This window comes from Rhizobium sp. SG2393, assembly GCF_042610495.1.
Lineage (GTDB): Bacteria > Pseudomonadota > Alphaproteobacteria > Rhizobiales > Rhizobiaceae > RU20A.
Map to the genome: position 1 here is coordinate 1,263,405 of NZ_JBHGAP010000001.1, position 11,980 is coordinate 1,275,384.

Consider the following 11,980-nt stretch of genomic DNA (forward strand, 5'->3'; position numbering starts at 1 on the left):
CGTCGATCTCCCGGTCTGGTGAGCCGCCTTTGGCGGTCTCGTTGTTCCCGGATATCAAGGTGCCGTCCTTCCGCCGTATTCGCAAATTCATTAAACAGAAACGTGGTATCGGAATTTCCGATGGCTAACATGCCGCGTCAGCGGATGCGGCCGCTGCGCAGCGCTTCCGCCACGCCGATGAAGTCGCGGGCCGATTGCGGCAGGCCGGATCCCTTGCGCCAGACCATGCCGACCTGCACCACCGGCAGCGCACCGGACACGTCCCGGCTTTCGATACGATCGCCTTCCAGCGACCAGGGGCGGTAGACGAGGTCGGGCAGGAGCGCGATGCCGGCGCCGGTCGCGACCAGGCTGCGGACGGCCTCCACGGAGCGTGTGCGAAAGGCGACATGCGGGCGGGCGCCGAGCGCCGACAGCAGCTTGCCGGTATTCTCCTCGATTTCATCCACCGTCAGCATGATCAACGGTTCCTTCGCGATATCGGCGACCGAGATGATATCGGCTGAAACGAGGGGATGGCCGAGCGGCAGCCAGAGGCGGTAGGGCGAGGTCTCGATGATCTCGGCCTGCAGCGCCATGCGGTCGCGCAGGTTGGAAATGACCATGACGGCAACATCCAGTTCGCCGCCGATCAGCAGATGTTCGAGATAGGAGCCGTTGTCCTCGATGGCGGAAACCTCGACACCCGGACAGGCACGGCGATAGCGCGCGAGCAGATCGGAGAGCACGTAGCCGGCAACGAGCGAGGTAACCCCGAGGTTCAACGTACCCTTCTGCGCAGACGCCGGCTCGGCAAGCGACCGTCGGGCATCGGAGACGCCGGCAAGAATCTTGGTGGCATGACGAAGGAACTGGTGGCCATGATGGGTGATGGAAAGACCGCGCGGATGGCGTTCGAACAGGCTGACACCAAGATCGCCTTCCAGTTCCTTGATCGCTTCGGTGATGGAGGATTGCGAGATCGACAGGTTCTGCGCGGCCCGCGTGACGGATCCCTGCTCGGCCACGGCGACGAAATACTGCAACTGGCGAAGCGTGAAGGCCATGGCCTAGATAAGCCGACCGGGGCGAAGCGGGCAAGGGCAAGGAGGCTGCGGGCATATCAATGCAGTCAGGGGAAATGCGAGGCTCGCGCGCGCTGAAATCACCTTTGGGCTTGCATGGCGGATGGATTCGCGAGGAGGATGCACCGACCGGGCAACGAGGAGACGTGAGCCGTGCCATCAACCGACCTTCTGCTCGCCTTCCTGCTGACAACCATCATGTTCGCGTTCCTGCCCGGACCCGCCATGCTCTATACGGCAGCACAGACCATCGCGCGCGGCCGGCGCTCCGGCCTGATGGCCGCGCTCGGCATCCAGATCGGCGGCTACGTGCATGTGGTCGCGGCAGCGGCCGGGCTTTCGGCGCTCTTTCATGCCGTTCCGGTTCTGTATGCGATCGTCAAGTTTGCCGGTGCCGCCTATCTGGTCTTTCTCGGCCTGCGCCTCTTTTTCAGGAAGCCGGAAGCCGGCTCGGAGCCGGCGCGACCGGCGGCGCAGGATGGACGCCGGGCGTTTTTCGAAAGCGTGTCCGTTGAGGCCCTGAACCCCAAGACCGCGCTGTTCTTTCTGGCCTTCCTGCCGCAATTCGTGGATGCCGCCGCAACCTTGCCGATCTGGGCGCAGCTTCTGATCCTCGGGACGATCGTCAACCTGATCTTCTCGCTGGCGGACGTCGTCTGCGTCCTCCTGGCCGGCCTCGTCGTCACGCGGCTCAGGCGCTCCGGCCGGGCCCAGCGATTGATGCAGCGGGCGGGCGGCGCCGTGCTTGTCGGGCTCGGCGTCAACCTCGCGCTGCACCGCAGCTGATTGCCGCATCCTTTTGAATGAGCGTGGACATCGAAGCCCCATGACCGTATCGCCGAGCCCGACCGAAGCTGGCATTCTCGCCTTCCTGGCCAAGTGCGACGCCTTCTATCCGCCGGATGCCGTCAATGCCACGATCGCCGAGCAACGCGGCTTCTACGACGCACTCTGCGCGCAATTCTCTCCGCCGCTGCCGGAGGGAATGACCACGCAGGACGGCATCGTTGAAGGACGTATTCCGGTGCGCTGGTATCGGCCGGCGCTGCGGGCAAACGATACGGTGCTCCTCTATCTGCATGGCGGCGGCTTTGTCGTCGGCTCGCTGGACAGCCATCATGCCATCTGCGGCGAGATTGCCGCAGCAGCCGGGGCGGAACTGATCGCCGTCGCGTATCGGCTGGCGCCGGAGCATGTCTGGCCGGCAGCCTTCGATGACAGTTTCGCCGTGCTCGCATCGCTGCTGGCGGATGGCCGACAGGTCGTTGTCATCGGCGACAGCGCCGGCGGCAACCTTGCGGCGGGTATCGTGTTGAAGGCGCGCGACACGGGGCTCTGCGGCGTGGTCGGACAGGCCCTCGTCTACCCCGCGCTCGGCGGCGATCTCGTGTCCGGCTCCTACGCCGACATGGCCAATGCGCCGGGGCTGACGACGGCCGACGTCCGCTACTATCGCGACATCTACGCCGCCCCGCCGAACGAACCCTACGCCTTTCCCCTTGCCTCTGCCGACATCGCCGGCCTCCCCGCAACCTTCATCACCGTCGCGCATTTCGACCCGCTGCGCGACGATGGACGGACCTATGCCGCGCGCCTGGCGATGTCAGGGATCGAGGTCTGGTTCCGCGAAGAGCCCCAGATGGTGCATGCCTGGCTGCGCGCCCGCTTCATGAGCGAGGGCGCAGCTGAAGCGTTTGCCGCCCTCTGCGGAGCAATAGCGCGGATGGCAAAGGCTGGATAAGGCCGGCCAAGCGGTCAGATCGATCCCGACGCCCGCCGCAAGCACGACGGCAAGGGCCGCAAGAACCGAAACGACATCAGGCTTTCCCGAGAGCCGAGGGCCAACTGTCTTGCGGGCTCATGAAGACGGTCGCGGACGGTCAACAGGAACAGTGACACGGCGCGGCCCACAGCCTCATGTCGGCGCAAATCCTGCCATTGCCCCGGCATAGGCCTTTGGCAGTGGCGCGGCGTAAGACCCGCGCTTGCTGCTCGTCAGCCGCTGCGAGACCAGCCCCTCCGCCAGCTTCACCGCTGCCGAAACGCCGTCGATGACGGGCACGCCGTAGGTGGCCTGAAGTTTTCCGGCAAGGTCGGCCATCCCCGCACAGCCGAGCACGATGGCTTCCGCGCCATCCTCGGCCAGCGCCGCCTCGATCTGGGCAGACAGCTTGCCAAGCGCACCGGAGGCTGCATCTTCCAGTTCCAGCACCGGAATGTCGGCCGCGCGCACCTTCGCGCGTCCCCCCATCCCGTAATGGCGCGTCAGGTCCTCCAGCAGCACGCGCGAACGTTCCAGCGTCGTGACCACGGTGAAGCGATGGGCAAGGAACGACGCCGTCGTCACCGCCGACTGGCAGAGACCGAGGACGGGAACGCCAGCCATGGCGCGGGCCGCATCGAGCCCGGTGTCGTCGAAGCAGGCGACGATTGCCGCATCGATGCCGTCAGCCTCTGCCGCGCGGATTTCGGCCAGCATGCCGGGAACGGCGATCGCCCCGTCATAATGGCCCTCGATGGAGGCCGGCCCCATGCGGGAGGTGGCAGCGAGGATGGTGGTGCCGGGCGCGGCAACCGCGCGCGCCGCCTCCGCCGCCTTCTCGGTCATGGAGACGGTGGTGTTGGGATTGACGATCAGAATGCGCATCAGGAAACTTTCGCCTGCCGCCGCCGCAGCATCAGGATGATGCCGAGCGTGGCGAGGATGATGGTGAAGGAGAAGAGCGTGGTGACGGTGCCCAGCGCATAGAGCACCGGCGTCGTTACATTGGTGGTCATGCCGTAGATTTCGAGCGGCAGCGTGTTGTAGGTGCCAGACGTCATCAGCGTGCGCGCGAACTCGTCATAGGAGAGCGTGAAGCCGAAGAGCCCGACGCCAACGAGGCTTGGCGCGATCATCGGCAGCAGGACGTGCCGGAACGTCTGCCAGGACGAGGCGCCGAGATCGCGCGCCGCTTCCTCGTAAGACGGCGAGAAACGGTTGAAGACGGCGAACATGATCAGCACGCCGAAGGGCAGCGTCCAGGTCAGATGCGCGCCGAAGCCGGAGGAATACCAGGCGGGCTTCAGGCCCAGCTGCTGGAAGACCACGCCGATGCCGAGCGAGATGATGATGGATGGCACGACGAGGCTGGCGACCGTCAGGTAGAAGAGCCCGTTGGAGCCGAGGAAGCGGCGCCGGAAGGCAAGCCCGGCCAGAAGCGACACGACCACGTTGACGACCATGACCATGGCCCCCAGCGCGAAGGAGCGCCGGAAGGCCGCGCCGAAATCGCCCACCGCCTGCTTTTCGAAGAGATTGCCGAACCAGTGCAGCGAGACCCCGTTGAGCGGGAAGGTGAGCCCCCCTTCCGGCCCCTGGAAGGAGAGGATCAGCACCGCCGACAGCGGGCCGTAGAGAAACAGCACGAAGAGCGCGAAGAAGGCGGCGAGGATGTAGAATTCGAGCGTGCGCTTGTCATGGGCCATGGCTCAGAGCTCCTTGCGGATATCGACGACGCGCAGGATGGCGGCGACCATGAGGAGGACGAGGACGAGCAGCACCACGGCGTTGGCGGCCGCCGCCGGATATTGCAAGAGCGACATCTGGTTCTTCATCATCAGCGCCACCGAGGCGCTCTGCCCGCCGGACATGACCTGCACGGTCGAGAAATCCGCCATGACCAGCGTGACGACGAAGATCGTGCCGATGGCGATGCCGGGTTTGGCAAGCGGGATGACGACATTCCAGAGGATCTGCCAGGAGGTGGCGCCGGCATCGCGCGCCGCCTCGAACAGCGATCGGTCGATGCGCATCAACGTGTTGAAGATCGGCGTCACCATGAAGAGCGTGTAGAGATGCACCATGGCCAGCACCACGGCGAAATCCGAATAAAGCAGCCACTCGATCGGCTGCGGCACGATGCCGAGACCGACAAGCCCCTGATTGACCAGCCCGTTTCGCCCGAGAACCGGGATCCACGAGATCATGCGGATGATGTTGGAGGTGAGAAACGGCACGGTGCAGACAAGGAAGAGCACCATCTGCATGGTGGTGGTGCGGATGTGGAAGGCGAGGAAATAGGCGACCCAGAAGCCGATCGCGAGCGTCAGCACCCAGACGATCGCCATGTATTTCAGCGTGTTGAGGTAGGTCTTCCAGGTGACCCAGGATCCCAGCACCTCCTCGTAGTTCAGCGTGATGAAATCCGGATAGAGGCCGGAGAAATCATAGTCCCAGAAGCTGACCACGACGATCATCAGGATCGGCAGCGCAAAGAAGAACCCGAGGATCGCCGTCAGCGGCAGCGCCTGCAGATAGGCGGCGAGCGCCGGCGGAATGCGGATGGCACGCTTCTCTTTCGGGCTTCCGGCGCCGATCAGGCGAACAGTGGTCATTCCTCGTCATCCTCTTGGCAAGGGTGTGCAGGGTGGCGGGACGGAGGGGGTGGAGGTTGGAACACCCCCCTCTGTCCTGCCGGACATCTCTCCCGCAACGGGGGAGATCGGCGGGCGGCTTGCGCATCGCTTCAAGGCAGACGCCTGCTTTCGGGCAGGCGGTTGCTCCATCGGATCTCCCCCCTTGAGGGGGAGATGCCCGGCAGGGCAGAGGGGGTATCGCCACGCTTGGCAACCGCCCCCTCACCCGCATCAGGCCGCGATAAACTCGTTCCAGCGGCGGACCATGTAGCGGTCTTCGTCCATGACGGAGTTCCAGCAGGCGACCTTGCCCATGCGGTCCTCGAAGGAGCCGCCGTCGCGCACGGCACCGGCCTTTTCCATCACCTTGCCTTCCGGAGACATGATGTCGCCGGCTGCCGGCTTGCCCTCGATCCAGTAGCCCCACTCGTCGGCGGTCATGAAGTTCTTGGCGGTCTCCATGCAGGCGGAATAGTAGCCCTGACGGTTGAGATAGCCGCCGACCCAGCCGGAGGTGTACCAGTTGATATATTCATAGGCCGCGTCGAGCTGCGCGCCCGACAGGTGCGAGGCGAGGCCGAGACCGCCGCCCCAGGAGCGGTAGCCTTCCTTCAGCGGTTGGTACTTGCAGGCAATCCCCTTGGAGCGCACGGCGGCAACGGCCGGCGACCACATGGACTGGATGACGACTTCGCCAGATGCCATCAGGTTGACGGACTCGTCGAAGGACTTCCAGAAGGCGCGGAACTGGCCGGCCTGCTTGGCCTTGATGAGGAATTCGATCGTCTTGTCGATCTCTTCCTTCGTCATGTTGCCCTTGTCGGCATATTTGATCTCGCCGGTGGCTTCCATGATCATTGCGGCATCCATGATGCCGATCGAGGGAATGTTCAGGATGGACGTCTTGCCCTTGAAGGCCGGGTCCATGATGTCTGCCCAGGTGGTGATCTCGCGGCCGACGAGGTCGGGACGGATGCCGAGCGTGTCGGCATTGTAGATCGTCGGCATCATGGTGAACCACTGGGTGGGTTCCTTGGCGAAGGTCTTCGAGTCCTGCGCCTCCACGAAGCCGACCGTGTGCGGCGCCGTGCCCTGCGCAATCACCGAATCCGGCTTCAGCTTGCCGTTGATGAACAGCGGCACGACCTTGTCGAAATATTTGAGCTTCGACGTGTCCATCGGTTGCAGCACGCCCGACGGGAACACCTTTTTCAGGATCCAGTATTCGATGTCGGCGATGTCGTAGCTGTCGGGCTGTGTCACGGCGCGCTGGGCGGCGGCGTCGGAATCGGTCGCCGTCATCTCCAGCGTGATGCCGAGGTCGGCTTTGCACTTTTCGGCGATGGCATTGATGTTCGAAACGCCCGTGCCGAACTGGCGCAGCGTGATCGGGTTCTGCGCCCAGATCGTCGGGAAGCCCGTGATGAGGCCCGAACCGGCAACCGCGCCGGCCGCCGCCGCACCCGTCTTCAGAAGCGTGCGGCGCGTGATGCCCGTTGCCGCCTTGGTGGTCTTGGTCTTCATCGTCATGTCGTTCCCCTTGTTATGGTGATGATGATGGATGTCTTGAAATGGATGCCTGTCAGTGCACGCGGCCCAGAAGCAGCGCCTCATCGAAGGCCCAGCTGAGCGATACGGCATCGCCCGGCGCGATCGGCCGGTCGAAAAAGGCCTGGTCGCCGACAACGACGGTGAAGTCGTCCGCGCCAGCGCCGATGACGGTGATCTTCACGCTGGAGCCGCGATATTCGACGTTAGAGACGATGCCGGTAAAACCGGTCCCGGCCGCAGTCGCCTCGGCAAAGCGGATGCGGTCGATGCGCAGCCCGATATCGGCGGGAGCGCCGACCTCGGCCGTCGCAGCCGCCACCCGGAACGCTCCGCCATCCGGCACCTCCACCGTCGCCACGCCGTCCGCGAAGGCGGCGATGCGGCCGGAAATGACGTTGTGATCGCCCATGAAGCGGGCAACGAAGGCGGTCGCCGGACGCTCGAACACCTCGCGTGGCGTGCCGGCCTGCTCGATGCGACCGTCATTCATGATGACGATGAGATCGGCGAGCGCCTGCGCCTCCTCCTGGCTGTGAGTCACGTGGACGAAGCTGATGCCGAGCGTCTTCTGCAGCTTCTTCAGCTCGGCGCGCATCTTCACCTTCAGGAAGGGATCGAGCGCCGACAGCGGCTCATCCAGCAGCAAGGCCTCCGGATCGGTGATCAGCGCACGGGCCAGCGCCACGCGCTGCTGCTGCCCGCCGGACAGCTGCGCCGGACGCCGGTTGGCATAGGGCTCCATCTGCATCAGCTTCAGCATTTCGAGCGCCTTGGCACGGCGCGCCTCGCGCTCCACCCCCTTCATCTTCAGGCTGAAGGCGACGTTGTCGATGAGGTCGAGATGCGGAAACAGAGCATAGGACTGGAACATCATCGCAGTGCCGCGCCTGGCCGGCGGCAGATCGGTCACGACCGTATTGCCGAGCCGGATATCGCCGGACGAAATGCTTTCGTGGCCCGCGATCATCCGGAGCGTCGAGGTCTTGCCGCAGCCGGAGGGGCCGAGAAAGCAGCAATAGGTTCCGGCCGGGATCTTCAGGCTGATCGCATGCACCGCCGTGGTCTGGCCGTAGACCTTGGATACGGACGCGATATCGATCTCTGCAGCTTTGGACATGCGTGGCTCTCCGTTGTCGGACAGAGCAATGCATCAAGCGTGCCAGTTTCGAAGTCGCAGTATTTTCCGGCACAGACGCCGGACAGAGGCGAACGGTGCCTCTTTCCCAAACAGAGGAGCGCCCAATTAATAAGCGATCGTCTACAAGATAATCGAAAATCGTATACAATATGGCGGCGGATTGGACGACGAAAATCATTCCCTTGGGCGGCGAAGCCCGATAGGATGGCGCACCAACCCCCGGATGTCCGATGCAATCCACCCTGCCCGACACGACCGACCAGGATTTCGACGCCCAGTCGATCCGCGATGCGCTGCGCGACGCGATCGTGGACCGTCGGCTGTCGCCCGGTACGAAGCTGACGGAAGGCGATATCGGCGCGCTGTTCAAGGTCAGCCGCACGCTGGTGCGTGCCGCTCTGCAGGCGCTGTCCTACGAAGGGCTGGTGACGGTGGAGAAGAACCGCGGCGCCTTCGTCGCAAGCCCCTCGCCGGATGAATCACGCCAGATCTTCGCAACGCGCAAGCTGATCGAACCGGGCATCGTCATGGAAGCGGCGCGCCTCATCAGCCCCTCGCAGATCCAGTATCTGCGCCAGCTTCTGCTGGAAGAAGGACGCCTGACCGCCGAGCGCGGACCGACCGCGCGGCGCGCCGAAATCAAGGCATCGGGCGATTTTCACCTCGCCATCGCCGAGATTGCCGGAAACGCCATCCTGCTGCGCTTCATGGGAGAACTCGTCGCCCGCTCCTCGCTGGCGATCGCCGTCTACGGCCAGTCCGTCGTTTCGAGCTGCGGCCACAACGAACACCAGTCGATCGTCGATGCGCTGGAGCGGCGCGACGCCGGGGAAGCAGCGCGCCTGATGGTGCACCATATCGACCACATAGAGGCGGATCTCGACTTGCGCGAACGCGACCCCACCGACCTCAAGAAAGCGCTGGGCGCGCTGAGCTGACGCCCCTCACCCGGTCACATGCATTGCCTGAGCTGGGCGGCATAACGCTGCGCCTGCTGGGCCGTGCGCCGCGCGCCGCTCATCGCTTCCGGCCGCGCCCGATAGGCACCGCGGTCATAGCCTTCCTGCCCGGAGTGATAGGCGAGATAGAGCCGATAGGGATCGTTCAGCGCAATGCCGTTCTTCTGGTGGCTGAGACGGTGATACCAGGCGACGAAATGCACCGAGTCGCTGAAATTGGTCCGGCTGGCCGTCCAGCGGCCGGTCGAGCGCTTATAGCTCTCCCAGGTCCCGTCAATCGCCTGGGCAAATCCGTAGGCGCTTGACGGACGCTTCCAGGGGATGAAGCCGAGCAGCTTCGTGCGCGGCGGCCGCGCATAGGGCCGGAACCCGGATTCGGCGTAGATGGTGGCCATAAGGATCGGCACCGGCACGCCATATTCGCGCTCGGCTTTCACCGCCGCCCGCTTCCAGCTCCCGAACAGCCCGCCCTTTTCCGAAAAAATCGCGCAGGCATTCTGCACCCGGCTCGGCGCCGTGGCACATCCCGCCAGCATCAGGAGGACGACGATAAAAACGCAACGCATCGCAGAACCTCTCGTTTCCAAGAGATTTATGAAGGGTAAACTTTAACGAAACGTTTTGATCGGATCCCTATCCCCAAACGACAAAGGGCCCGGCGTGTGACCGGGCCCTTCTGATCTGTGGAAAACGCCGCCTCAGCTGTCCAGGAAGGAGCGCAGTTTACGCGAGCGGCTCGGATGCTTGAGCTTGCGCAGCGCCTTGGCTTCGATCTGGCGGATACGTTCGCGGGTGACCGAGAACTGCTGGCCGACTTCTTCGAGCGTATGGTCGGTGTTCATGCCGATGCCGAAGCGCATGCGCAGAACGCGTTCCTCGCGCGGCGTCAGCGAAGCGAGAACGCGGGTCGTCGTCTCGCGCAGGTTCGCCTGGATGGCGGCGTCGATCGGCAGCAGCGCATTCTTGTCCTCGATGAAGTCGCCGAGGTGGCTGTCTTCCTCGTCACCCACGGGGGTTTCGAGCGAGATCGGCTCCTTGGCGATCTTCAGCACCTTGCGCACCTTTTCGAGCGGCATGGCGAGCTTTTCGGCCAGTTCTTCCGGCGTCGGCTCGCGACCGATCTCGTGCAGCATCTGGCGCGACGTGCGCACGATCTTGTTGATCGTCTCGATCATGTGGACCGGGATGCGGATCGTGCGGGCCTGGTCGGCGATCGAGCGGGTGATCGCCTGCCGGATCCACCAGGTGGCATAGGTCGAGAACTTGTAGCCGCGGCGATACTCGAACTTGTCGACCGCCTTCATCAGGCCGATATTGCCTTCCTGGATGAGGTCGAGGAACTGCAGGCCGCGGTTCGTGTACTTCTTGGCGATGGAGATCACGAGGCGGAGGTTGGCTTCCACCATCTCCTTCTTGGCGATGCGGGCTTCGCGCTCGCCCTTCTGCACCATGTGCACGATGCGGCGGAATTCCGAGATCGAGATGCCGGTTTCGGTCGCGAGATTCTGGATTTCCTGGCGGATGTCGCGGACCATCTTGGTTTCGCTCTTGGCGAAATCCTTCCAGCCCTTGCCCGGCAGGTTGGCGATCGCCGTCATCCAGTTCGGATCGAGTTCCGCGCCCGAGTAATGCTCGAGGAACGAATCACGCTTCACGCCGTAGCTTTCGGCCAGGCGCAGCAGGCGGCCTTCGTTCTGCACGAGACGCTTGTTGATGTCGTAGAGCTGCTCGACGAGGCTGTCGATACGGTTCTGGTTGAGCGACAGCGACTTCACCGCCTTGATGAGCTCGTCCTTGAGCTCCTTGTAGCGGCGCTCCTGCGCAGGCGACAGCGTGCCGGTCGCGGCAAGGCGGGCTTCCACCTGCTGGTCCTGCAGTTTGCGCAGCTTCTTGTAGGTGTCGGCGATGACGTCGAGCGTTTCCATGACCTGCGGACGCAGTTCCGCTTCCATGGCGGCGAGCGAGAGGTTGGACTCGTCGTCGTCCTCTTCCTCTTCTTCCGGCATGGGCATGTCGCCGCCGACATTGGTGATGTCGTCGTCATTGGCCGGCATGCGCGCCTTGCGGGACTTTTCCTTTTCCTCGGCGGCCTTCCGGTCGGCCTCGATCTTCTCCGGGCTCTGGAACTGCGGGGCAGCCTTGGCCTCGGGGCCGGAATAGGTCGTTTCGAGATCGATGATCTCGCGCAGCAGCGTCTGGCCTTCGTTGAGTTCGTCGCGCCAGATAATCAGTGCCTGGAAGGTCAGCGGGCTTTCGCAAAGGCCCGCGATCATCGTCTCGCGGCCGGCCTCGATGCGCTTGGCAATGGCGATTTCGCCTTCGCGCGACAGAAGCTCCACCGAGCCCATTTCGCGCAGATACATGCGCACCGGATCATCGGTACGGTCGGTCGGTTCCTTGCGCTTGGACGCGGCCAGCGCCGTGCCGGCCGACGGCGCGATCTCGCCGCCTTCGCTCTCGCCGTCGCTGTCGGCCTCGTCGTCGTCGCCGCCGGCAGCCTCTTCGGCTTCCTCGTCCTCGACCACGTTGATGCCCATGTCGGAAAGCATTGCCATCGTGTCTTCGATCTGCTCGGAGGTGACTTCCTCCGACGGCAGGACCGAATTCAGCTCGTCCATGGTCACATAGCCGCGCTTCTTGGCAGCCTTGATCATCTTCTTGACGGCGTCATCCGAAAGATCGAGAAGCGGACCGTCCGGCGCACCATCGCGTTCGTTCTCGGCTTCTTCGTTTTCTTTGACTTTGGTTGCCATCTAAATCGTCGCTTTCCTTGGACAGCCCGCATTCCAATGATCGGCCGCGCTGCGTGCGGGGCGAAGGCGCGAAGCGCTTTCGCCGAATCATTGCCCCTGACGTAACGGGATGATGTT

General features: G+C 63.9%; 11 protein-coding genes. 3 read left to right on the plus strand and 8 right to left on the minus strand.

The annotated features are described in order from the left end of the window. Positions 1-137: 137 nt before the first annotated feature. Positions 138-1,046, minus strand: a complete 909-nt coding sequence (locus ACED18_RS05955) for a LysR family transcriptional regulator (RefSeq protein ID WP_377289927.1) — start codon at positions 1,044-1,046, stop codon at positions 138-140. Positions 1,047-1,217: 171 nt separating this feature from the next. Here ACED18_RS05955 and ACED18_RS05960 point away from each other — a divergent pair, with 171 nt between their 5' ends. Together ACED18_RS05960 and ACED18_RS05965 are read left to right on the plus strand one after the other, a co-directional pair. Continuing rightward, positions 1,218-1,850 carry a LysE family translocator gene (locus tag ACED18_RS05960; RefSeq protein ID WP_377289929.1) on the plus strand — a complete coding sequence of 211 codons (633 nt, stop codon included), beginning with the start codon at positions 1,218-1,220 and terminating at the stop codon, positions 1,848-1,850. 40 nt (positions 1,851-1,890) lie between these two features. Beyond that, positions 1,891-2,805, plus strand: a complete 915-nt coding sequence (locus ACED18_RS05965) for an alpha/beta hydrolase (protein ID WP_377289931.1) — start codon at positions 1,891-1,893, stop codon at positions 2,803-2,805. Between the two features lie 174 nt (positions 2,806-2,979). On the opposite strand, the gene ACED18_RS05970 is transcribed toward ACED18_RS05965, so the two are convergent. From ACED18_RS05970 to ACED18_RS05990, 5 genes are all read right to left on the minus strand, one after another. Next, positions 2,980-3,711: an aspartate/glutamate racemase family protein gene (locus ACED18_RS05970; RefSeq protein WP_377289933.1), complete on the minus strand. Its 732-nt coding sequence runs from the start codon at positions 3,709-3,711 to the stop codon at positions 2,980-2,982. Continuing rightward, entirely contained in the window at positions 3,711-4,532 is an 822-nt protein-coding gene (locus ACED18_RS05975; protein ID WP_377289935.1) for an ABC transporter permease, read from the minus strand. Before ACED18_RS05975 ends, ACED18_RS05970 begins: the two co-directional genes overlap by 1 nt. A 3-nt stretch (positions 4,533-4,535) precedes the next feature. After that, complete coding sequence (locus tag ACED18_RS05980) at positions 4,536-5,441, minus strand: ABC transporter permease (protein WP_377289937.1); 906 nt, start codon at positions 5,439-5,441, stop codon at positions 4,536-4,538. Positions 5,442-5,693: 252 nt separating this feature from the next. After that, the gene (locus ACED18_RS05985) at positions 5,694-6,992 is read right to left on the minus strand and encodes a PotD/PotF family extracellular solute-binding protein (RefSeq protein WP_377289939.1); all 1,299 of its coding nucleotides are present in this window, start codon (positions 6,990-6,992) and stop codon (positions 5,694-5,696) included. Positions 6,993-7,044: 52 nt separating this feature from the next. Then, positions 7,045-8,130 (minus strand): ABC transporter ATP-binding protein, encoded by a 1,086-nt coding sequence (locus tag ACED18_RS05990; RefSeq protein ID WP_377289941.1) that lies wholly within the window; start codon positions 8,128-8,130, stop codon positions 7,045-7,047. Between the two features lie 251 nt (positions 8,131-8,381). Between ACED18_RS05990 and ACED18_RS05995 the strand changes: the two genes are divergently transcribed. Then, complete coding sequence (locus tag ACED18_RS05995; RefSeq protein WP_377289943.1) at positions 8,382-9,089, plus strand: GntR family transcriptional regulator; 708 nt, start codon at positions 8,382-8,384, stop codon at positions 9,087-9,089. 14 nt (positions 9,090-9,103) lie between these two features. Here ACED18_RS05995 and ACED18_RS06000 read toward each other — a convergent pair whose 3' ends face one another. Both ACED18_RS06000 and rpoD read right to left on the minus strand, forming a co-directional pair. After that, positions 9,104-9,676, minus strand: coding sequence for a transglycosylase SLT domain-containing protein (locus ACED18_RS06000; RefSeq protein ID WP_377289945.1), 573 nt, complete (start codon positions 9,674-9,676; stop codon positions 9,104-9,106). A 132-nt stretch (positions 9,677-9,808) separates the two neighbouring features. Next, a complete protein-coding gene (rpoD, locus tag ACED18_RS06005) occupies positions 9,809-11,863 on the minus strand; it encodes an RNA polymerase sigma factor RpoD (protein ID WP_377289947.1) in 2,055 nt (684 codons plus the stop codon). Positions 11,864-11,980: the final 117 nt, after the last annotated feature.